Below are 21,744 nucleotides of genomic sequence, written 5' to 3'. Positions count from 1 at the left end.
GGGGGTGGGCGAAGATCCGGGAACCCGAGAAACGTAAGGCCATACGAAATGCGGCCCGGGGTAGCGACCCGGACGGCGCGCGCCCGTGTCCCCCGTTCGCGGTAACGTGACGCGTGATGAACGCGAAGTCTGAGGTGCAGCCTCCCGCCGTATCGGTGATCATGCCCGTCCTCAACGAGGAACGGCATCTGCGCGAGGCGGTGCACGCGATCCTGCAGCAGGAGTACGCGGGCGAGATGGAGGTCGTGGTCGCGCTCGGCCCCTCCACCGACCGCACGGACGAGATCGCCGCCGAGCTGGTCCGCGAAGACCCGAGGGTCCACACCGTCCCCAATCCGACGGGCCGCACCCCCGCGGCGCTGAACGCCGCCATCAAGGCGTCCCGTCACCCGATCGTGGTGCGTGTGGACGGCCACGCCGCGCTCTCGCCGGGCTACATCACGACCGCCGTGCGCCTCCTGGAGGAGACCGGCGCGATGAACGTCGGCGGCATCATGCACGCCCAGGGCACCAACGCCTGGGAGCAGGCCGTGGCCGCCGCCATGACCTCGAAGATCGGCGTGGGCAACGCCGCCTTCCACACCGGCGGCGACGCCCAGCAGGCCGAGACGGTCTACCTGGGCGTCTTCCGCCGCGAGGCCCTGGAGCAACAGGGCGGCTACAACGAAGAGTTCATCCGCGCCCAGGACTGGGAGCTGAACTTCCGCATCCGCGAGGCCGGCGGCATGATCTGGTTCTCGCCCGAGCTGAAGGTCTCCTACCGCCCGCGCCCGAGCGTGAAGGCCCTGGCCAAGCAGTACAAGGACTACGGCCGCTGGCGCCACGTCGTCGCCCGCTACCACGAGGGCTCCATCAACCTGCGCTACCTCGCGCCGCCGACCGCGGTCTGCGCCATCGCGGCGGGCGCCGTGGTGGGCGCGGCCCTCACGCCGTGGGGCTTCGTGATCCCCGGCGGCTACCTCGCGGCGATCGTCGCCGGGTCCGTCCCCGCGGGCAAGGGGCTGCCGCTCAAGGCCCGTCTGCAGATCCCGGTGGCGCTCGCGACCATGCACATGTCGTGGGGCTTCGGCTTCCTCACCAGCCCGCGCGCGCTGGCCAAGAAGGTCATCGCCTCGCGCCGCCCGGCCGTCATGGGGGAGACCCAGGAGACCCAGCAGGCCTGAGCGACCCAACAGGCGTACTCAGTACGGAACTTCGGGGCACGTGACGTGTGCGTCACGTGCCCCGAAGCCGTTCACCTGGTGAAGGTCGTCCCGTCTACCGGGTGAACGTCGTCTACCAGGTGTAGATCGGGTCCACCTTCATGCACGCCTTCTTGTCGGAGCCGCTGAGCGCGTCCGCGGAATCCGGCGTGCTGTCGTCCTTCTTCTTCGGCTTGGGCGGCACGTCACCCTCGCGCCAGTCGGCGCCGACGACCAGCGTGACCCCGGAGACGTCCGTCGACTTCTTCACCGAACTCAGCGGCAGACCCAGGGACTTGGCGACCCGCTGGGCGTCGCCCTCCAGGTCGACGCTGGGGTAGCGGATGACGGTCCGCTCCTCGCTGAGCGTCGTCGCCGTGTCCGGCGCGGCCTTCGTGAAGCCCTTGCCCGCCAGGATCTGCGCCACGGCGCCCGCCCGTCCGCCGGCCGGGGGCTCGGTCGCGCTGCGCGTGCCGTTCTGCACCTGGACGGCGATCTTGTCGTCCGCGGCGGCCGGGTCGTCCGACAGCTTCTCCTTGGCCGGCTTCTTCCTGCCCTTGCCGTCCAGCGGGATGTCGTCGCGGACGAGGCGGAAGAGCTGCTCGGCGTCCTCGGGCTTCGGGATGACGCGCTCGCCGACGTACTCGAACGGCATGGTCGTCATCGTCGTACGTTCCGGCGAGACCTTCTTGAGCTCGTTGCCCAGGTCGTACAGCTTCTTGGGGCTGCCGAGGCCGTCGTCGACCGTGAGCGCGTTCGTCGCCTCCTCGGCGAGCTTGCGCAGCTGGTTGGGGCTGGTCAGGCCGGTGTTCTCGCGGAGCTTGCGGACCAGCGCGTTCATGTACATGTGCTGGGCCTTGGCGCGGCTGATGTCGGTGCCGCCCTCGAATCCGTAGCGGGTGCGCAGCCACTGCAGGGCCTGCTCGCCCTTGACCTCGGTGGTGCCCTTCTTCAGCTTCAGGCCCGAGCCGTGTCCCTTGGCGTCCCGCGAGTGGATGTTCTTGTCCACGCAGACCGGTACGCCGCCGATGGCGTCCGCCATGGAGACCACACCCGAGAAGTCGACCATCATGAAGTGGTTGATGTGGATGTTGGTGAGCTTCTCCCAGGTGGCGACGGTGCAACCGGGGCCGCCGCGGCCGAGGGACTCGTTCGTCATGTACCGCGGGCCGGTCTGCGGATAGACCTTTCCGTCGTCCGGGTCCGTGCACTTGGGGATCTGCAGCAGGGTGTCGCGCGGCATGCTGACGACCGACATGTTGGTGCGGTCCGCCGAGACGTGGAGCAGCATCTGCACGTCGGCGAGCGGCGGCGAGCCGAAGGTGTTCTTGGCCCCGCCGAGCTTCTGGTTCTCCTTGGAGTCCCGCGCGTCCGAGCCGATGAGCAGGATGTTCAGCGGCGTCTGGCCCGCGGCGTTGGGCGTCGGCTCCGGAGCCCGCTGGTCGCCCAGGTTCAGGACGTCGGTCTCCAGGTTGCCGTTGAGGTGCTGGTAGTAGAGGTAACCGGCGCCGGCCGTGCCAAGTATCAGTACGGAAAGGACCGTTGCCGACCAGCGGAGCACCTTGCGCTTGCGGCGCGGCGGACGCTCGCCGCCGCCCGGCCGCCTGCGGTGCCGATGCCTGCCGCCTCCGTCTCCGGCGCCCTCCGGGGGCTCACCGCCCCCGTCCGAAGGCTCCACGGACCGTTTGGTCCCTTCCCTCCGCACGCTGTCCTGTTTCATCCCCAGCCCCTCCCGCCCCTGTCCTGAACTGCGGTCGCTCCGCGTCGACTTGGCGCCGGTACGACATCCCCCCGGTGTCGTGCGCCTTGGCGCATTGTTAGACGCAGAACGACCGCTTCAGGTCACTTGGCACACACAGTCTTATCCGCTTCGACTTTCTGGATCCCCTCCGGCGCCTTCGACGGAGCGGCGATGGGCACCCCCGCGCCCTTGAAGTCGCCGCCGAGCGTCAGCTTCATGGCCGGGAGGCCCTGTGCGTTCTTCTCGCTCTTGCCCGGCTTCAGGGCGGCGGCGGGCAGGCCCATGATGTCGGCGAGCCGACGGGCCTGGTCAGCCTGGTCCGATGCGTACTCGAGCGTCGTCTTCTTGATGTCCGAGGGTGCGTTCCCCAGTTGGCTGGACTTGAGCACGCCCTCATTGTTCTGCAGCCATGTGAGAGTTGTCTGAGCGGCGCCGGTCTTCCCGCTGCCGTTGTAGATGTCGACGCGGACCTCGGAGGCGTCGGCCTTGGGGCCCTTGAGGCGGGCGGCCACCGCGGCCTTCTCCTTCTTCTGCTGCTTCTTCACCTCGGTCAGCGACTCGTCGGCGCGCATCATCGCGAACAGCGGGTCGGCCTTGGGCGGGTCGAGGACGACCGTGATGGGGACCTTCTCCGCGGGGTTGTCCTTGACCGGCAGCGTGGCGAAGCTCAGGTTCTTCATGTCGAGCTTGCCGAGCTCCATGCCGAGGTCCTTGAGCTTCATTATGTCGGCGATCTTGGAGTCGACCGTGAGGGCCTTGGTGCCCGCCTCCGCGAGGTCGATCATCTTCGTCGGGTCGGTGAGCGTGTCGCTCGACTTCAGCTTGCGCATCAGCGAACTGAGGAACTGCTGCTGCAGCTCGATCCGGCTCAGGTCGCCGCCGTTGCCCACGGTGTGCCGGGTGCGCACGAAGGCGAGTGCCTCCTCGCCCTCGATCGTGTGCTTGCCCTTGGACAGCTTCAGATGGGACTTGGGGTCGTCGATGTCCTTGGCGAGACAGACGTCCACGCCGCCGACCGCGCTGGAGAGCGTCTTGACCGCGTTGAAGTCGGCCACCATGAAGTGGTCGAGCTTTATCCCCGTGATCTCCGTGACCGTGCGCATGGTGCAGCTCGGTGTGCGCTCGTACTGCCCGAGGCTCTCGTTGAAGCGGACGTTCTGCGAGCCCGGGATGGTCTTCTTGGTCCCGTCCTTCATCGTCGTCGGACAGTCCGGGATATCGGTGATCATGTCGCGCGGGATGCTCAACGCGGTCGCGTTCGTCCGGTCCTTGGAGACGTGCAGCAGGATCGTCGTGTCCGCGTGACCGACGCTGCCCTCGTCGCCGTAGCCCTTGTTGCCGCTGCCGCTGCGCTTGTCGGTGCCCATCACGAGGATGTTGATGGCCCGGTCCTTGCTGAAGCCGCCGGTGCCCGCGCCGTCATCGTCTATCGACGTGATGTTGTCGTTGAGGTGCTGGTAGTAGAGGTAGCCGCCGGTGCAGCCCGCCACCAGCAGGAAGGCGAGCGTGCCGCCCGTCCAGACCATGACCTTCTTGCCCTTGGTCTTGCCCTTGGACTTCCGGGGCCTCTGCTTGCGCCTGCCGCCCGATGCCGTCTCCGGCTCCTTGACGCGGCGCCTGCGCTGCCCGGGCACCTCGCGGCGCTCGTCGCGCTCGTCCCTGCGTTCGTCTCGACGCTCGTCCTGGCGGGGCCGCTCACGGCCCGGCGTGGGGCGGCCGCGGCCGCCCTGACGGGGTGCGTTCCTACGAGGTCCAGGCACCGCCGACTGCCCTGCGGAGGGGCTCAGTCGCAGTTCGTAGTCGCCGGTGTTCGGGTTGAGCACCCACTGGTCTGCGGGGTCGATGTTCTCCGCCCGCCCACGGCCTTGCGCGTCCACGGTTGTTTGCGTCCTCCGTCGGGGCCACGCGGCGCCTTTCCCCCCTCAAGAAGGCGCTCGGTCAGTCGTTCCAGCGATGCGCGGCCGATTGGCCCGGCGCACCGGATCGCTCACACTATCCGCCCAGTTCAGCGTCGAACGACGCCGGTGACAAATTCCACTCCCCTACAACTGGGCAATCCGCCCTATTTCTTTGTGGAGCGCGGCCTTCCCTTGGGGATCGCTTTACTCGCAGGTGGACCCGGCAGCCGTGTTGCCCCGGAATGTCGGCGCGGGAGACGGCGTATGCGAAGGGTCGTCCGGCTTCTCGTCGCTCCAGTACTCGCCGGAGTCGTCGTACTCCTCGTAGCCGTCCTCGTATCCCTCTTCGTAGGCCTCTTCGTACGAGGACTCCTCTTCGTAGGAGGCCTCCTCCTGCTGGGACTCGGGCGTCTGCGGGGCCACTTCGACCGGAGTGTCCGTGCGAAGGCGCGTGAAGAGTTGCTCCGCCGCGGGTTCCACGAGTTCGTCGCGGTTCGCGTCGTAGGCGTACGACCTGCGGGGAACGGTGAGGAACTGCACCCGTTCTGTGGGGATATTGCGCATCCCGCGCACCAGTTCGTACAAACCCCGCAGACTCGCGAGTCCGGGGTCGGTGGTCAGCGAAGAAGTCGCCGCGTCGAGAACGGGATAGAGCTTCGTCGGATTCAAGAGGACGTCATTGCTCTGCACCTTGTTGACGAGTGCGCCGAGGAACTCCTGCTGGCGGTCCATCCGGTCGGTGTCGCTGCCATTGCCGAGGCTCTTGCGGGCGCGCACGTATCCCAGCGCCTGCTCGCCGTTCAGGGTCCGCAGGCCCGCGGCGAGCTTCACGTGGGCGTCGGCGTCGTCGATCGGGGCCTTCACGCAGACCTGCACGCCGTCGATCGCGTCGACCATGTCCTTGAAGCCGGTGAAGTCCACGACCATGTGGTGGTCGACGCGGATTCCGGTGAGTTTCTCGACGGTACGGATCGTGCAGGCCGTCCCGCCGAACTCGAACGCCCAATTGAACTGGGCGAATTGGGCCCGCGTACGGGAACCGTCGGGCCTGCGGCAGGCGGGAATGTCCACCATCAGGTCGCGCGGGACGGACACGGCGGTCGCGCTCTGCCGGTCGGCGGCCAGGTGCAGCAGGATCGTGGTGTCCGAGCGCTGGGTGCCGGGGTCCCTGCCGTACTTGCGGTTGCCCTTGCCCGCGCGGGTGTCGGAGCCGAGCAGCAGGATGTTCTGCGCGTCGTGCACCAGCGGCGTCGGGCGCTCCTTCTCGTAGCGCGCCAGCTCGGCGGCCGCGTCGGTGTCCTTGGTGATGTTGCCGTTGAGCTTCTCGTACGCCGCCCATCCCGCGCCGCCCGCGCCGAGCACCAGGACGGCGGCGCCGATCGCGGTGCGGCGCAGCCAGCGGCGCCTGCGACGGACGGCACCCGCGCCGGTGGGGCTCGCCCCGGCCCCGGGCCCGTACGTGGCCTTCGGCTCGGGCGGGCTGCCTTCGGTGTCGGTCACGTGTGCGTCCACCCCTCATGGCTGCGTCGGTGCGTGGTGCGTCCTCTACGACCATGGACCGACGCGGGGTGCGGGGCCTCTGGGCCAGGGGCTGACGTGCGCCGAACGGGGGAGGGGTGAGCCCTGATGGGGGCGCCCCGTCAGGGGTGCGGGGAACTGCGCGACCAGCCCCCACGGACCCGCACCCGGAGTCGAACCGCCCTGGCAGTCAGCTCACCGCAGGGTGACCGTCACCCGCTCGTCCTCGACCCGCTTCTCAAGACCGCCCTCGGCCAGCTGATCAAGGTGCCGGCACAACACCACGGACCCGCCCACGGCAAGCGACCCGTACAGCCCGGCACTGAGCCCGTCCCAGGTCGCGTACGGCAGACCGGAGAGAACACGGGAGCCAGGCCCGACGCCCAGTCGCCCCGCATCGTCCCGGGCCCGCTCCACGACCTCCGCCCCCGTCAGCTCGGTCCCGCCGACCACGAGGGCGACCTCGTCGGGGTCCACCGGCGCGTACGGAGCGAACTGATCCCCCTGCCCCGGAACCTCGACCGCGTAGTCGGCGAAGCCGTCCGGAGTCTGCGGGAACCGCCCGCCGAGCGGGCGCAACGCGAGCGCCATCCGCTCCCCGGAACAGGCGCGCGCCGCCTCCAGTGCGTCGGGACCGCTGACGACGAGATCGGCGCCCGCCGGGTCGCCGCCCACGTCCGCGACCACGCCCACCGACGAACAGGCGAGCAGCCACACCGCCGTCTGCCAGTGCGCGGGCAGCAGCAGCACGGCCCGGTCACCGGGCTCGGCGGCGAGATCGCCCTGGAGCAGATTGGCGGTCTTGGCCACCCAATTGGCGAAGGTGGCCACGGACAATTCCACGCGCTCGCCGGTGGCGTCGTCGTAGAAGGTGACAAGAGGGCGGCCCGGGTCCGAGGCGAGCGCGGATCGCAGCAGGTCGGCAGGGGTGCGGTCGTTGGCGTTCACGGGCGCAAGCGTACGCGGGCCCCCACGCGCCCCTCGGCGTGGCGGGGGAGTGCGGGCGACCGGAAGGACCGCTCCCGGCCGACGGTCCGTCAGTTCCCCAATGGACAGATATGTTCCGTTATGCCAACGATCAGATGTATGCGTGGATTTCTTGCTTCCTCGATCGGCGTCACGTGCGCGGCCGCCCTGGCCCTGCCCCTCACCCTGCCGTCGTCCGGCGCCCGAGCCGCGACGCCCGCCGCCCCGGCCACCGGGACCGCCGCGGAGGCGGTCCCCGGCAGCACTCAGTCCCTCCCGCTCACCCCCTTCGGCTCCGACCGCTCCCTCGGCTCGGCCGCCGCGCGCGAACAGGGCCTGGCCCAGCGCGACGTCCGCCCCTTCTCCCTGGTCGGCGTCGTCTGGGACAACCCAGAAGCCGAACTGCACGGCACCGTCCAGGTCCGCACCCGCGCGACCGGCACCACCACCTGGTCCGGCTGGCAGGACGTGGAGACGCACAACCACGAGCACGCCGCGGACCCGGACACCCCCGAGCGCGGCACCGGCACGGTCCGCGGCTCGACCGCGCCGCTGTGGGTCGGCGACTCGGACGGCGTCGAGATCCGCGTACGCGCGGAAGCAGACGCGGATGCGGAGGCGGGAGCGGGAGCGGGAGTGGAGGTGGGAGCGGACGCGTACGCGAACCGGGCCGCGACCGAAGGCCCGCTCCCCAAGGGCCTGCGCCTGGAGCTGGTCGACCCGGGCGAGGAGCCCCCGCCCCAGGGCGGCCAGGCCGAGGCGCCGCGCGCCACCGCCATGACCGTGGAGTCCGCCGCGACCTCGGCCGTGAACGCGGACCTCGCCCCGCTCGGCGCCGCCGCGATCCCGGAGCTGACCAAGCAGCAGACGGAGGACGACCTGATCGCCGTCCGCGGCGGCCTCGAGGCGGTCGGCAAAGCCCGGCCCTACGTCGGACCGCGCCCGCGCATCATCACGCGCAAGGGCTGGGGCGCCGACGAGAAGCTCCGCGAGAAGGACTTCGCGTACACCAAGACCGTGAAGGCCGCCTTCGTGCACCACAGCGCGTCCGGCAACAACTACCGCTGCTCACAGGCGGGATCCGTGCTGCGCAGCATCTACCGCTACCACGTCAAGAGCAGCGGCTGGCGTGACTTCGGCTACAACTTCGCGGTCGACCGGTGCGGAAACATCTACGAAGGACGTGCCGGAGGTGTGGCCAAGCCGGTCCTGGGGGCCCACACTCTCGGTTTCAACGCGAACAGCATGGGCATCGCCGTCCTCGGCACGTACAGCAGCTCCACCCCCCCGAAGGCGGCCGTGAACGCCGTCGCCCGGCTGACCGCGTGGAAGCTAGGCCTGTACGGCGCCAATCCGCGCGGAACGACATACCTGAAGTCCGGCGGTGGCAACCTGTACAAGAAAGGCGAGAACGTCCGACTCCGGGTGATCTCCGGCCATCGGGACGGGTTCGCCACCGAGTGCCCCGGTAGCCGCCTGTACAAGAAGCTCGGCAAGGCCCGGTCCACCTCGGCCCGCTTCCAGGGCCGCTGAGGCCCGGTCGCACCGCACGAACTGCACGGCCTGCACATCCGTCTGCATACACTGGCCGGCCGAAACTCAAGTTCGGCCGGCCCCAGCAGGAAGCAGAGACGACAGGTGACAGAAGCGATCCTCCTGGTCGGCGGCAAGGGAACCCGGCTGCGACCGCTCACGGTCCACACCCCCAAGCCGATGGTCCCGGCGGCGGGCGTCCCGTTCCTCACCCACCAGCTGGCGCGGGCCCGCGCGGCGGGCGTGGAACACATCGTCCTCGCCACCTCCTACCTCGCCGAGGTCTTCGAGCCGTACTTCGGCGACGGCTCGGCGCTCGGCCTCCACATCGAGTACGTCACGGAGACCGAACCCCTCGGCACGGGCGGCGCCATCCGCAACGTGGCATCGCGCCTGCACTCGGCCCCCGACGAGCCGGTCCTGATCTTCAACGGCGACATCCTCACGGGCCTGGACATCCGGGCCCTGGTCGACACCCACGAGGCGGCGGGCGCGGACGTCTCCCTGCACCTCACGAAGGTCGACGACCCGCGCGCCTACGGCCTTGTCCCCACCGACGCGACCGGCAGGGTCACGGCGTTCCTGGAGAAGCCGCAGACCCCGGAGGAGATCGTCACCGACCAGATCAACGCGGGCGCGTACGTCTTCCGGCGCTCGGTCATCGACACGATCCCCGCGGGCCGCCCCGTCTCCGTCGAGCGCGAGACGTTCCCCGGTCTGCTCGCCTCCGGCGCCCATCTCCAGGGCATGGTCGACTCGACGTACTGGCTGGATCTGGGCACGCCCCAGGCGTTCGTGCGCGGCTCGGCGGACCTGGTCCTCGGCCGCGCCCCCTCCCCGGCGGTCCCCGGCCGCTGCGGCGACCGCCTGGTCCTTCCCAGCGCCTCCGTAGCCGCCGACGCCAAGCTCACCGGCGGCACGGTGGTCGGCGAGGGCGCACGCGTCGGCGAGGGCGCGCGGATCTCCGGCAGCACGATCCTGTCCGGCGCGGTCATCGAGCCGGGCACGGTGATCACGGACTCCCTGATCGGTGAGGGCGCGCGGATCGGGGCCCGCTCGGCGCTCTCGGGAGCGGTGATCGGCGACCGGGCGACCATCGGCTCCGACAACGAACTGCGCGAAGGCGTACGCGTCTGGTGCGAGGCCACGCTGCCGGCGGGCGCGGTCCGCTTCTCCTCCGACCAGTAGCCGTCCCGGCGGGGACCGGTATCCGCCCTGGTGGGGGCCGGTATCCGCCCCGAAGCCGCGGTATCCGCCCCGGCGGCGTCGGCCGTCCCCTACCCTCGTACGAATGTCGTCCCGTTTCGCCCCGCGCCCCACTCGCACCACCGTGCGCGGCGGCGAAGCGGCCGTACCCGCAGGTGTCCCGCGCCCCTCGACGGCCGCGCACACCCGCAGCTGGCGGCCGCCCTACCCCCTGGACCTGGGCCTCACCCTCGGCCCGCTGCGCCGCGGGCCCGCGGACCCCACCTTCCGTACGACGCCCGACGGCTCGGTCTGGCGCGCGAGCCGCACACCGCAGGGCCCCGGCACGCTTCGGGTCGCTCTGCGCGCGGGGACCGCGGAGGCCGAGGCATGGGGGCCGGGCGGACCCTGGCTCCTGGACCAACTCCCGTCCCTCCTGGGCGAGTCGGACGACCCGACGGCCTTCTCGCCCCGCCACCGCCTGGTCGCGGCGACGGAGCGCCGCCGCCAGGGCCTGCGCCTGACGCGCACGTCCCTGGTCCTGGAGTCCCTGATCCCGTCGATCCTGGAACAGAAGGTCACGACGGACGAGGCGTACCGGGCCTGGCGCCTCCTGGTCCGCAAGTACGGCGAGCCGGCCCCAGGCCCTGCTGAGGGCCGCATGCACGTCATGCCGGACCCCCGCACCTGGTCCCTCATCCCCTCCTGGGAGTGGCACAAGGTGGGCGTGGACGACAAGCGGGCGGCCACGATCCTGCGGGCGGTGGCCAGGGCATCCCGCATGGAGGAAGCGGCGTCGATGGACCCGCCCCAGGCCCAGGCCCGCCTGGAACTGATCCCGGGCATCGGCCCCTGGACCTCGGCGGAAACGGTCCAGCGCAGCAACGGCGCCCCCGACGCGGTGACGGTCGGCGACCTCCACCTGCCGGGCATCGTCGGCTACGCCTTGGCGGACGACCGCAGGGCGGACGACGCCGAGATGCTGCGCCTTCTGGCCCCCTACCAGGGCCAACGCCACAGAGCGGCCCGCCTGATCCTGCTCAGCGGCAGAACCCCACCGCGCAGGGAACCGCGGATGCCGAGGGGCAACATCGCGGCGTTGTGAGACTCAGGTCAGGGAAGGCGCCCCGTTGGGGGGTGCGGGGAACCGCGCGATCAGCCCCCACGAACCCGCACCCGAAGAGGGAACTGCCAGGCCCCGGCCCGTCACCGTACGGAGATGAAGCTCTCCACGGCCCGCTCCCCCCGAGCCGGAGGCTCACCCGCCGGATGCCCCACAGCCACCGCTCCCATCGGATCCCAAGACCCCGGCAGCCCAAGAACCTCCCGCACGACATCCCGGCAGAACATCGTCGAAGAAACCCAGGCCGACCCCAGTCGCTCCCCGGCCAACGCGACCAGGAAGTTCTGGACCCCCGCCCCCGCCGCGACGACGAACATCTCCCGCTCGGCGCCGTCCCGCCGAGCATCCCCGTACGTATGGGAGCCGTCCATGACCAGGCACGGCACCACCAAGTACGGCGCCTTGCGCAGCACATCGCCCCGCCGCACCCGCTTGGCGATGGACTCCTCCGACTTGCCGTCCCGCCGAAGATCGGCGACCCACGCGTCCCGCATGGCGTCGAGCAGTTCGACCCGCGAGGCCTCGGACTCGAGCAGCACGAAACGCCACGGCGTCGTGTGATGCGGCGCGGGCGCCGTGACGGCCGCGGCCACGGCCCGCCGCACGGCCCCGGGATCGACCTCCTCGTCGGTGAACTCCCGTACGGTCCGCCGCTGCGTCACCGCTTCCCGCACCGCTTCGGACGTCCCGAGCCGGAACATGTCGTCGCGCGCACCACGCACCAACGCCCGAGCCCCTTCGTCCGGGGAGCCCTCCGTGGAGGACTCCGTGGAACTCTCCGGGGAGGTCTCCGTGGAGGACTCCGCGCCGCCCACCACGTGAGCCAGCCCGCGGATCACCGCGACGGGCAGCCCCGCGGCCTTCCCCTTCACGAGGTCCCCCGCGGCGGCGAGTTCATCCGCGGTGGCGACGACGGTCGCGCTCAGCGGATTCCCGTACGCGTCCACGCCGCCCCGCAGGTCGTCGAGCACCCGCACTCCGGCCGCCCCGATGGCGACATCGGTGAGCCCGGACCGCCAGGGCCGCCCGAAGGTGTCGGTCACGACGACGCCGACGTCCACGCCCAGGGCCTCCCGCACCCCGTCCCGCACGGCACGGGCCGAGGCGTCAGGATCCACGGGCAGCAACAGCACTGTCCCGGAAGGCGTGTTGGAGGCGTCGACACCGGCGGCGGCCATCACGAGCCCCTGCCGGTTCTCCACGATGCGCAAGGTCCCGCGCCGCGCCACGACCCGCACGGTCTCGGCGTCGATGGCGGCCTCGCGGTCGTCGGCCAGGACGACACGCCCCTCCGCCTTGCTGACGATCTTGGACGTGACGAGGAGTACGTCGCCGTCGGCGAGGCCCGGCTCGGCGGCCGCGATCAGCTTGGCGAGGTCGTCGCCCTCCCGCACCTCGGGCAGTCCGGGCACGGCCCACGCCGTGAAGGAGGGGGCACTCACGCCCGCACCTCCGAGGCCAGCGCGAGCGCCTCGCGCGCCATCTCGGCGGTGGCGTCGACGTCGGTCATCATCAGCGGCACGGCCCGGCACCGGATCCCGGCGCTCTCGACCCGCTCCACCACGCCCGCGTCGACGCTGTCGACGAGCCAGCCGTCGAGGAGCCCGCTGCCGTAGTGCTCGGCGACGGCGGCGGCGCTGGTCTCGACGCCGACGGCGGCGAGCACCTTGTCGGCCATGCCGCGCACGGGGGAGTCCCCGACGATGGGCGAGAGCCCGACCACCGGCACACCGGCCTCGGCGATGGCCTCGCGGATGCCGGGCACGGCGAGGATGGTGCCGACGCTCACCACGGGGTTGGACGGCGGGAAGAGCACGACGTCGGCCTCGGCGATGGCCTCCAGGACGCCGGGCGCGGGCTTGGCCTGCTCGGCGCCGACGGGCACGACGGCGTGCGCGTCCACGGAGGCGCGCAGGCGTACCCAGTACTCCTGGAAGTGCACGGCCTTCTGCTCGCCGTCGATCGTGACGGCGACGTGCGTCTCGACGCGGTCGTCGGACATGGGGATGAGCCGCACCCCCGGCCGCCACCGCTCGCACAGCGCCTGCGTGACGGCGCTCAGCGGATATCCGGCGCCCAGCATCTGCGTCCGCACGATGTGCGTGGCGAAGTCCCGGTCGCCGAGCCCGAACCACTCGGGCCCGACGCCGTACGCCGCGAGCTCTTCCTTGACCTTGAACGTCTCGTCCGTACGTCCCCAGCCCTGCTCTTCGTTGATGCCGCCGCCGAGCGTGTACATCACGGTGTCCAGGTCGGGACAGACCTTCAACCCGAACAAGTGGATGTCGTCACCGGTGTTGCCGATGACCGTGATGTCCGCGTCGGGCGCGGCCTTCTTGAGTCCACGGAGGAAACGGGCGCCGCCGATGCCGCCGGCCAGAACCACAATGCGCATGTCCCCAGCATGTCAGGCGGGTACGACAGCGTGTCAGGCGGTTACGACATCCTCCGCGGCGCCTTCGACGGTGGCGGCGGCGCACTGCGCGGCGTGCATCGGCATCTCGGTCAGGCCCGGGTAGTAGATGTGCAGGCTGACGGCCGGTTCGAGGGAGTCGTTGACGACGTCGTGGGCGTACCCGGAGGCGAAGACGCGCTGTGCGCCCGCCCCGAGCGCCCGCGCGCCGCGCTCCGTGCGCTCCGTCAACTCGCCCTGCAGAACGGTGAGTACGCCGGAGGAGGGCCCGTGGTCGTGCAGCCCGCTGCCCTGTCCGGGCACCCAGGAGAGCAGCCAGACCTCGTACCCCGGACCTGTCTTGAGGCGGTGGTACCAGCGGCTTGTGGCGTCGTACCGGACGAGGTGTTCCCACTGGGAGCGGTCGGCGGCGATGGAGCGGGCGAGGCCGACGAACTCGGCCACGGTGGCGGGGTGCTCGCGGGCGGGCTGCAGGAGGTGGGTGACTTCGAGGATGTCGCCGGCGATCTGGAGGTCGCTGTCGCTGTTCATCGTGCGGTGGTTCCTCAACGTAAGAGTGCTGGGGTGTCGCGAAGGAAGGTGGAGCGCGGTGAGTGGGGTCTCCCCTGCTCGAGCGGAGCCGAGAGCTTGGGGAAGGGTGGAGCGAGGAGAAGCGGCTCGGGGAGCCGACTCAACAGCTGGAGGAACTCAACAGCTGGAGCAGGAACAGCAACAGCGCGCGTGGGCAGCACCGATGGACCCGCTGGTGCGGGTCATCGAAAGAGCCAGGTTTGCGAGCATGCCCACCAGGACACCGGCTCACACCTTCGGTGTCAACTCGATGTCCGCAATGTGGGATATGTTTCACCTCATCCGGTTGTTCTCTCAGGCGAAAGGTTTGTGCACTCGCCGCACCGGACACATGGCGCAGCAACCGGCACTCAAACATCAACGTCCTTCTTTGTGAGACCTCTTCGAAACTCCTTCGAGACCTCACGGGAGGGGCGGTGCCGGAACGGTCCCTCGCGAGTGTCACGGTTTATGCCGATTTGAACACTTTCCGCATAGCCTTGGTTCCGCAGAGTGAATAAGGGGCCCAATAGCAGATCTCGGCTTGACTGGCCCGGATCGGCACACTTGTAATTTCACTCGTGTCGTTCAGCCGAAATCGGTAACGGCAAGCACGACGGGGACGCACAGACAGACGAGGGGCGCACATGACCGAGCTGGTTCAGGAACTGCTGGTCGAGGACGCGGACGAGGAACTCGGCTGGCAGGAGCGCGCGCTGTGCGCCCAGACCGACCCCGAGTCCTTCTTCCCCGAGAAGGGCGGCTCCACGCGCGAGGCCAAGAAGGTCTGCCTCGCCTGCGAGGTCCGCTCGGAATGCCTTGAGTACGCACTGGCGAACGACGAACGCTTCGGCATCTGGGGCGGACTGTCGGAGCGTGAACGACGGCGACTGAAGAAGGCGGCGGTCTGATCCCGACCGCCCGCGCACGCACCACGCGTGCGTGTACGTAGGAGAACGCGCGTGCGTGAAGCGGCACGCGGCAAGCCGACCCCCGACGGTGCGTGCCGCCCGACCAATTCGGCACACACCTCCCTCAATCAATGCGCAACCAACGGCCCGTCGCCCGTGGGTCATCCACAGGCGGCGGGCCGTACCTGTGCCAGCCGTTAGTGTGGGGCCCCGTCCGAGACGCCCCTGCGCCCCCGCAGGGCGCAGGCGTCCACCGCAGTCCATCGAACCGGGGCCCGTACCTCGATGTCCGTGCACAGCCATTCGGCAGCCCACCACGACGCTGCCGCCGCCGGGTTCGACCCAACCCGCCCGCCCGAGTTTCCGCGGCACGTCGTGACCGCCGTCCTCGTCTCCCACGACGGCGCCCGCTGGCTGCCCGACGCCCTGGCAGGGCTGCTCGGCCAGGAGCGGCCCGTGCAGAACGCCGTGGCCGCGGACACCGGCAGCGCGGACGACTCCGCCCGCCTGGTCACCGAGGCCCTCGGCCCCGACCGCGTGCTGCACCTCGCCCGGCGCTCCGGCTTCGGCACCGCCGTCGACGAGGCCGTCCGCACCGCAGGCGTGCTGACCCCCGAAGAGCTGCCGTACCTCAAGCGACCCAGCGGCTGGGACCCGGTGAGCCGGACCTGGCGCGACGACGCGTACGACATGCCGGACCTGCCGCACGGCGAACCCGTGCAGTGGCTCTGGCTGCTGCACGACGACTGCGCGCCCGACCCCGACGCCCTCGCCGAACTCCTGCGCGCCGTCGAGAACGAACGCGAGCTCGGCAAGGACGTCGCCGTCGTCGGACCCAAGCTCCGCGGCTGGTACGACCGCAGGCAGCTCCTCGAAGTCGGCGTCTCCATCGCCAACAGCGGCCGCCGCTGGACCGGCCTGGACCGGCGCGAGCAGGACCAGGGCCAGCACGACCACGTACGGCCCGTGCTCTCCGTGTCCACCGCGGGCATGCTGATCCGGCGCGACGTCTACGAACAGCTGGGCGGCTTCGACCGCAGGCTGCCGCTGATGCGCGACGACGTCGACCTGTGCTGGCGCGCGCACGCCGCGGGGCACCGCGTCCTCGTCGCCCCCGACGCCGTCGTGCGGCACGCCGAGGCCTCCTCGCGCGAGCGCCGCACCGTCGACTGCGTCGGCCGCACCTCGACCTCGCCGCACCGCGTCGACAAGGCGGGCGCCAGCTACACCCTGCTCGTCAACGCCCGTACGGCCGTGCTGCCCTGGGTGTTCTTCCGGGTCGTCGTCGGCACGCTCCTGCGCACCGTCGCCTATCTCGTCGGCAAGGCGCCCGGCCAGGCCCTCGACGAGATCGCCGGTCTCCTGGCGACACTGCTGCGCCCCGGGCGGATCCTCGGCGCACGCAAGACGCGCGGCAAGCCCGCCCTCGACGCGGGCGAGATGCGGCCGCTCTTCCCGCCGCCCGGCGCCACCGTGCGCGCCACCATCGAACAGGCGGCGGGCAGCCTCGTCGGCCGCTCCGACCCCGAGGCCCCCGCGGGCGCGGGACGCCACGGCGCCGTCGAGTCCGGACCCGGCGGCGACGACGCGGACTTCCTGGAGATCGAGCAGTTCGCCCGGCTCAAGCGCATCGCCCGCAAGCCGGGACCGATGCTCTTCGTGGTGCTGCTCTTCGCCGCGCTCATCGCCTGCCGCGCGCTGCTCGGCACCGGTGCGCTCGCGGGCGGCGCGCTGCTGCCCGCACCGGGCGACTCCTCGGAGCTGTGGGCCCGTTATCTGGACGGCTGGCATCCCGTCGGCACCGGCGGCACGCAGTCCGCGCCGCCCTACCTCGCGCTCGTCGCGGGGCTGTCCTCGCTGCTCTTCGGCTCCACCGGGCTCGCGGTCACCGTGCTGCTCGTCGGCTCCGTGCCGCTGGCGGGATTCGCCGCGTACTTCGCCTCACGGCCACTGGTCCCCTCGCGCCTGCTGCGCGCGTGGGCGTCGGTCGCGTACGCCTTCCTGCCCGCCGCCACGGGCGCGCTCGCGGGCGGCCGCATCGGCACCGCCGTCCTCGCGGTCCTGCTGCCGCTCATCGCGCGCGCGGGCATCGCGGCGAGCGGCCTCGCCTCTCCGGAGGGCACCCGGGGGACGTGGCGCGCGACATGGGCGTACACGCTGCTGCTGACCCTCGCCACGGCCTTCACGCCGATCGTCTGGCCGATCGCCCTGGTGCTCGGCCTCGCCCTCCTCGTGGTGCGCCGCGGCGACATCACGGCCTACGCCCTGCGCTTCCTCGCCGCGCTCGGCACACCGCTGCTCGTCCTCGCGCCGTGGTCCCTGACGCTGCTGCCCTTCGGCTTCTTCAAGGAAGCGGGCCTGGAGTTCGGCTCAGGCTCGGCGACCGCGCTCGACCTGCTCGGCGCGAGCCCCGGCGGCCCCGGCACCGTGCACGGGCTGCTGCTCATCGGCATCGTGCTCGCCGCCCTCGGCGCCCTGCTGCGCGGCGAGCGGCAGTCGGCGATCCGCACCGCCTGGGCGGCCGCCCTGGTCTCGCTGGTCTTCGCCGTCCTGTCGAACGGCTCGGCATGGGCAGGACCCGCCACCCTCGGCTACGGCATCGCGCTCCTTGCCGCCGCCACCCTCGGCGCCGACGGGGCACGCGCGCGTGTCGCCGAGCAGAGCTTCGGCTGGCGTCAGCCGGTGGCCGCGCTCATCGCGTTCGCCGCGGCGGCCGGGCCGCTCCTTGTGGCCGCCGGGTGGATGATCGGCGGCGCCGACGGCCCCCTGGAGCGGCGTGATCCGGTGCAGGTGCCCGCGTTCGTCGCGGAGGAGAGCGGCACCGAGGACCAGGCCCGCACCCTCGTCCTCGCCGGTGACTCGGCGGCCAAGGTCTCCTACACACTCGTACGGGGATCGGGCGGCAGGCTCGGCGACGCGGAACTCGCGTCGGCATCGGGCACGGACGACCGGCTCGACAAGATCGTCGCCCGGCTCGTCGCGGGCTCCGGCGCCGACCAGGCCGACCAGCTCGGCGGCTACGCGGTGCGCTACGTCCTCGTACGCGACGGGGCGCCCCGCCAGATGAGCCGCACCCTGGACGCCACCCCCGGCCTGACCCGGCTCAGCCAGGAGGACGGCAGTGCCCTGTGGCGCGTGGACCGTCAGGTGGCGCGCGCCGCGATCGTCCCCGAGACCGGCGACCCCGAGCCCGTCGCGGCAGGACCCGTCGAGCTGCACACGAAGATCGAGTCCGGCGACGAGGGCCGCGTCCTGCGGCTCGCCGACTCGGCGGCCCCCGGCTGGACGGCGACCCTCGACGGCCGCCCGCTGACCCGCACCACGGTCGACGGCTGGGCACAGGGCTTCGAACTGCCCACCGCGGGCGGCCACCTCGACGTCACCTTCGACGCCCCGGTGGGCCACAAGGCATGGCTGTGGGCGCAGGGCGCGCTCGCCGTCGTCCTCGTGGTGCTCGCCCTGCCCGGACGGCGCCGCGACGTCGACGACGACCTCCCCGAGGAGCCCGTCATCCCCGCCCAGGCGATGGAGGGCGAGGGCCGCAGGGCGCGCAGGCTGCGGGCCCAGAGCGAGCAGGCCGGGCAGGAGGCGGGCCAGGACGTACCTCCTCCTTCGGAGGAGGGCCTTGCCGCGGTGCCGCAGCAGGCGCAGTCCTACGAGCAGTGGGAGACACCGGCCCACGCGGGCGCCGAGCACGGCGCGTACGGCGGCGAGCGGCAGCACCAGGGCGGCGCGTACCCGTCCGGGTCCTACGAGCAGCAGCCGTACCAGGCGGACGCCTACCAGGGCGGCCAGTACGACCCGTACGCCTCCTACGGAGGAGCGGGCGGTGCCTACGGAGAGCAGCAGTACGGGCAGTCCTACGACACCTCGTACGACCAACAGCAGCCCCCGATGCCGCCGTTGCCCCCGCAGCCGCCCCACGGCACCGACAGTGAGCGCCCCGACGGGAGCCAGCAGTGAACCGCACCACCCAGTCCCTGATCGCCGTGGTCGTCGCGCTCGGCGCCGTCACCGGGTTCGCCGCGTTCAGCGGCCCTGACGGCACCGGCGGCGACGGGGCGAAGGCCGCGGCGCGGCTGCCCGTCGAGCGCACCAGCCTGCTCTGCCCGGTGCCCAGCGCCTCCGACCTCGCCGAGACCTCGTACACCGCCTTCACTCCCAAGTCGAGCGGCGCCGAGAGCAAGGGCAAGGCGGAACTGCTGCCCGTGAGCCGGGCGTTGACGGACGCGGCCAAGCAGGAGGACAAGAAGAACGCCAAGCCCTTCCTGAAGCAGAAGGCGCCGGGCGAGCCGGTGGCGGGCGAGGAGTCGGGCGCCGAGTCGCCCGCGCTCATCGGCACGGCCGACGGCCGGTTCGCCCCCGGCTGGACCGTGCAGCAGACCACGACGTACGCGGCGGGCAGCGGCCGTGGGGTCCAGGGCACCAACTGCACCGCGCCCGACACGGACTTCTGGTTCCCGGGCGCGAGCACCGTGAAGGACCGCAGCGACTACATCCACCTGACGAACCCGGACGACTCCGCCGCCGTCGTCGACGTGGAGCTCTTCGGCCCCGACGGCGAGGTCACGTCCGCGGTGGGCGACTCGATCCAGGTGCAGCCGCACTCCAGCGTCCCGGTGCTGCTGTCCACGCTCGCGGAGAAGCAGACCGAGAACCTCACGATGCACGTGATCGTGCGCAGCGGCCGGGTCGCGGCCGCCGTGCAGTCCTCCGACGAGAAGCTGGGCGGCGACTGGCTGCCCGCGTCCACCGACCCCGACAGCAGCCTCGTCCTGCCCGGCATCCCCAAGGACGCCACCTCGGTGCGCCTGGTCGCCTTCACGCCCGGTTCCGACGACGCGGACCTGAAGATCCAGCTGGTCTCGCGGACCGGCTCGATCACCCCGGCCGGGCACGAGAGCCTGCACGTGAAGTCCGGCATGACCGCCGCCGCCGACCTCGGCGACATCACCAAGGGCGAGGCGGGATCGCTGCTCCTGACGCCGACGGAGAAGTCGGTGCCGGTGGTGGCGGCGCTGCGCGTCACCCGGGGCAAGGGCAGCAAGCAGGAGACGGCGTTCATCCCGGCGACGAGCGCGGTGGGCACGCGCGCGACGGTCGCCGACAACCGCGCCAAGGGCTCCACGCTCTCCCTGGTAGCCCCGGGCAAGTCGGCGAAGGTGAAGGTCACGGCGTCGGCCGGCACCGAGGGCGGCTCACCGGCCTCGAAGACGTACACCGTCAAGGGCGGTACGACGCTGGCGATCACGGACCCGCCGGTGCCCGATGGGCTCAAGGGCGCGTACGCACTCACGGTGGAGCCGGTGTCCGGCGGCGCCGTCTACGGCTCGCGGATGCTGTCCCTGCCGGAGGAGGGCATTCCCATGTTCACGATCCAGGCGCTGCCCGACGACCGGGGGACGGTCGCGGTGCCGGAGGCGGAGCGGGATCTTTCGGTGCTGCAGAAGTAGCGCGGACCTCTTGGTGGGCTCAGTCCTCGTCCCCGTAGCGCGGGTCGACCGACTCCGGGGACAGGCCGAGCAGTTCGGCGACCTGCTCGACGACCACCTCGTGCACCAGGGCCGCGCGTTCGTCGCGCCCCTTGGTGCGGATCTCCACCGGGCGGCGGTAGATGACGACGCGGGCGGGCCGCCCCTCGGACGCCGTGATCGTGCCGCCGAGCGGCACCACCTCGTCGCGCCACTCCCCGTCGGGCCCTCCGGGACCGCCCAGGGGCGGCACCTCGAGGACCAGGAACTCGATCTCCGTGAGCTGCGGCCAGCGCCGCTCCAGGCGCTCCACCGAGTCCTGCACGAGGTCCGTGAAGGCCTCGGCACGGCTCGCGGAGAGCGGGACCTGGGGCGGTGCCACGGGGCCACGCATGCCTCGGCCGTGGCGGTCGCGGCGGCGGGGCCTCGGGTCTGCGGAGCGGGGCTGTACGGGGTCGTCCATCACTGACGAAGCGTAGTCCCCGAGATCGCCCTTTCCGCACGCTGCGCGCCATGTCACTTCCTGACCATTCCGGCCAAGCTTGGACTCGATTCCGTATCTCTCCCAGACCGTCGATCTCGCGCCAAATGACGTGATTCGCGCCATGTGGTGACCGGATTCAACACCGCCCGTCCCCGTGGCCACTGGCGTCTGCGCAGGTCAACGCCTTGCCCTCGCGGCGGATTCGCGCGCGGATCACGGCACGACACGGTGGAGTGACCTCGTGGAGAGTCGTCGCGGCCCGCTCAAGAGTGCGGTACCGTCCAACGTCGTGAGCCCTGTACGTCGCTGTTCGCGCACCGCTTGCGGCCGTCCCGCCGTCGCGACGCTGACGTACGTCTACGCCGACTCGACCGCGGTCCTCGGCCCCCTCGCCACCTACGCCGAACCCCACTGCTACGACCTGTGCGCCGAGCACTCCGAGCGCCTCACCGCCCCGCGCGGCTGGGAGGTCGTCCGGCTCGCCGACGCCTCGGGTCCCGCCCGTCCCTCCGGCGACGACCTCGAAGCGCTCGCCAACGCCGTGCGCGAGGCGGCCCGTCCGCAGGAGCGCGCCGCCGAGGCCGGTGGAGGCGGTGCCCGCACGGCGGACCCGATGGAGGTCGCCCGCCGTGGCCACCTCCGGGTGCTGCGGTCGCCGGAGTCCTGAACGGCTTCGCTCCGTAGGGGGCCTGTCATTGACGGGGCTGCTCCGTAGAGGCCTGTCGGTATCGGAGTCGCTCCGTAGAGCCCTGTCGTTCATTGCTGAACAAC

At 71.4% G+C, this 21,744-nt stretch carries 16 protein-coding genes; 8 read left to right on the top strand and 8 right to left on the bottom strand.

The genetic code is table 11. The annotated features are described in order from the left end of the window. The first annotated feature begins 116 nt into the window (after positions 1–116). Positions 117–1,163, top strand: coding sequence for a glycosyltransferase family 2 protein (locus AB0B50_RS37755; protein ID WP_362340455.1), 1,047 nt, complete (start codon positions 117–119; stop codon positions 1,161–1,163). A 112-nt stretch (positions 1,164–1,275) separates the two neighbouring features. On the opposite strand, the gene AB0B50_RS37750 is transcribed toward AB0B50_RS37755, so the two are convergent. The 4 genes from AB0B50_RS37750 to AB0B50_RS37735 all read right to left on the bottom strand — a co-directional run bounded on the left by AB0B50_RS37750 (position 1,276) and on the right by AB0B50_RS37735 (position 7,286). Further along, positions 1,276–2,901 carry an LCP family protein gene (locus AB0B50_RS37750; RefSeq protein ID WP_362340453.1) on the bottom strand — a complete coding sequence of 542 codons (1,626 nt, stop codon included), beginning with the start codon at positions 2,899–2,901 and terminating at the stop codon, positions 1,276–1,278. Between the two features lie 122 nt (positions 2,902–3,023). Then, the gene (locus AB0B50_RS37745; RefSeq protein ID WP_362340451.1) at positions 3,024–4,799 is read right to left on the bottom strand and encodes an LCP family protein; all 1,776 of its coding nucleotides are present in this window, start codon (positions 4,797–4,799) and stop codon (positions 3,024–3,026) included. A 225-nt stretch (positions 4,800–5,024) separates the two neighbouring features. Next, a complete protein-coding gene (locus AB0B50_RS37740; protein ID WP_362340449.1) occupies positions 5,025–6,320 on the bottom strand; it encodes an LCP family protein in 1,296 nt (431 codons plus the stop codon). Positions 6,321–6,533: 213 nt separating this feature from the next. Continuing rightward, on the bottom strand, positions 6,534–7,286 hold the full coding sequence (locus tag AB0B50_RS37735) for a TIGR03089 family protein (protein ID WP_362340448.1): 753 nt from the start codon (positions 7,284–7,286) through the stop codon (positions 6,534–6,536). 138 nt (positions 7,287–7,424) lie between these two features. Between AB0B50_RS37735 and AB0B50_RS37730 the strand changes: the two genes are divergently transcribed. The 3 genes from AB0B50_RS37730 (at position 7,425) to AB0B50_RS37720 (ending at position 11,127) form a co-directional block, all read left to right on the top strand. Further along, complete coding sequence (locus tag AB0B50_RS37730; protein WP_362340446.1) at positions 7,425–8,837, top strand: peptidoglycan recognition protein; 1,413 nt, start codon at positions 7,425–7,427, stop codon at positions 8,835–8,837. A 105-nt stretch (positions 8,838–8,942) separates the two neighbouring features. Continuing rightward, positions 8,943–10,025: an NDP-sugar synthase gene (locus AB0B50_RS37725; RefSeq protein ID WP_362340444.1), complete on the top strand. Its 1,083-nt coding sequence runs from the start codon at positions 8,943–8,945 to the stop codon at positions 10,023–10,025. Positions 10,026–10,128: 103 nt separating this feature from the next. Next, positions 10,129–11,127: a DNA-3-methyladenine glycosylase 2 family protein gene (locus tag AB0B50_RS37720; RefSeq protein WP_362340442.1), complete on the top strand. Its 999-nt coding sequence runs from the start codon at positions 10,129–10,131 to the stop codon at positions 11,125–11,127. A 101-nt stretch (positions 11,128–11,228) separates the two neighbouring features. On the opposite strand, the gene AB0B50_RS37715 is transcribed toward AB0B50_RS37720, so the two are convergent. The 3 genes from AB0B50_RS37715 to AB0B50_RS37705 are packed head-to-tail and all read right to left on the bottom strand — an operon-like array spanning position 11,229 to position 14,089. After that, positions 11,229–12,587: a coenzyme F420-0:L-glutamate ligase gene (locus AB0B50_RS37715; RefSeq protein WP_362340440.1), complete on the bottom strand. Its 1,359-nt coding sequence runs from the start codon at positions 12,585–12,587 to the stop codon at positions 11,229–11,231. Further along, positions 12,584–13,540 carry a 2-phospho-L-lactate transferase gene (cofD, locus tag AB0B50_RS37710; protein ID WP_362340438.1) on the bottom strand — a complete coding sequence of 319 codons (957 nt, stop codon included), beginning with the start codon at positions 13,538–13,540 and terminating at the stop codon, positions 12,584–12,586. The genes AB0B50_RS37715 and cofD overlap by 4 nt, the downstream gene beginning before the upstream one ends. Before the next feature lie 33 nt (positions 13,541–13,573). Beyond that, positions 13,574–14,089, bottom strand: coding sequence for a cysteine dioxygenase family protein (locus AB0B50_RS37705; protein ID WP_362340437.1), 516 nt, complete (start codon positions 14,087–14,089; stop codon positions 13,574–13,576). Between the two features lie 665 nt (positions 14,090–14,754). On the opposite strand from AB0B50_RS37705, the gene AB0B50_RS37700 reads away from it, so the two are divergent. The 3 genes from AB0B50_RS37700 (at position 14,755) to AB0B50_RS37690 (ending at position 20,471) form a co-directional block, all read left to right on the top strand. Continuing rightward, the gene (locus tag AB0B50_RS37700) at positions 14,755–15,018 is read left to right on the top strand and encodes a WhiB family transcriptional regulator (protein ID WP_016642094.1); all 264 of its coding nucleotides are present in this window, start codon (positions 14,755–14,757) and stop codon (positions 15,016–15,018) included. 285 nt (positions 15,019–15,303) lie between these two features. Next, complete coding sequence (locus AB0B50_RS37695; RefSeq protein WP_362340435.1) at positions 15,304–18,981, top strand: glycosyltransferase family 2 protein; 3,678 nt, start codon at positions 15,304–15,306, stop codon at positions 18,979–18,981. Then, the gene (locus tag AB0B50_RS37690) at positions 18,978–20,471 is read left to right on the top strand and encodes a DUF5719 family protein (protein WP_362340433.1); all 1,494 of its coding nucleotides are present in this window, start codon (positions 18,978–18,980) and stop codon (positions 20,469–20,471) included. The genes AB0B50_RS37695 and AB0B50_RS37690 overlap by 4 nt, the downstream gene beginning before the upstream one ends. A gap of 19 nt (positions 20,472–20,490) precedes the next feature. Here the strand turns inward: AB0B50_RS37690 and AB0B50_RS37685 are convergent, their stop codons facing one another. Beyond that, positions 20,491–20,952, bottom strand: coding sequence for a metallopeptidase family protein (locus tag AB0B50_RS37685; RefSeq protein ID WP_362340431.1), 462 nt, complete (start codon positions 20,950–20,952; stop codon positions 20,491–20,493). A gap of 262 nt (positions 20,953–21,214) precedes the next feature. On the opposite strand from AB0B50_RS37685, the gene AB0B50_RS37680 reads away from it, so the two are divergent. After that, positions 21,215–21,640, top strand: a complete 426-nt coding sequence (locus AB0B50_RS37680; RefSeq protein WP_055702413.1) for a DUF3499 domain-containing protein — start codon at positions 21,215–21,217, stop codon at positions 21,638–21,640. Positions 21,641–21,744: the final 104 nt, after the last annotated feature.

This window comes from Streptomyces sp. NPDC041068, assembly GCF_040647455.1.
Taxonomy (GTDB): domain Bacteria; phylum Actinomycetota; class Actinomycetes; order Streptomycetales; family Streptomycetaceae; genus Streptomyces.
The sequence above is the reverse complement of the archived record's forward strand: the minus strand, read 5'-3'. Positions and strand labels throughout refer to the sequence as shown.

Bases quoted from the DNA above. Each gene is read 5' to 3' on its own strand.
- AB0B50_RS37755 (WP_362340455.1), top strand. From the start codon at position 117: ATGAACGCGAAGTCTGAGGTGCAGCCTCCCGCCGTATCGGTGATCATG.
- AB0B50_RS37750 (WP_362340453.1), bottom strand. From the start codon at position 2,901: ATGAAACAGGACAGCGTGCGGAGGGAAGGGACCAAACGGTCCGTGGAG.
- AB0B50_RS37730 (WP_362340446.1), top strand. From the start codon at position 7,425: ATGCGTGGATTTCTTGCTTCCTCGATCGGCGTCACGTGCGCGGCCGCC.
- AB0B50_RS37720 (WP_362340442.1), top strand. From the start codon at position 10,129: ATGTCGTCCCGTTTCGCCCCGCGCCCCACTCGCACCACCGTGCGCGGC.
- cofD (WP_362340438.1), bottom strand. From the start codon at position 13,540: ATGCGCATTGTGGTTCTGGCCGGCGGCATCGGCGGCGCCCGTTTCCTC.
- AB0B50_RS37705 (WP_362340437.1), bottom strand. From the start codon at position 14,089: ATGAACAGCGACAGCGACCTCCAGATCGCCGGCGACATCCTCGAAGTC.
- AB0B50_RS37700 (WP_016642094.1), top strand. From the start codon at position 14,755: ATGACCGAGCTGGTTCAGGAACTGCTGGTCGAGGACGCGGACGAGGAA.
- AB0B50_RS37695 (WP_362340435.1), top strand. From the start codon at position 15,304: ATGTCCGTGCACAGCCATTCGGCAGCCCACCACGACGCTGCCGCCGCC.
- AB0B50_RS37685 (WP_362340431.1), bottom strand. From the start codon at position 20,952: ATGGACGACCCCGTACAGCCCCGCTCCGCAGACCCGAGGCCCCGCCGC.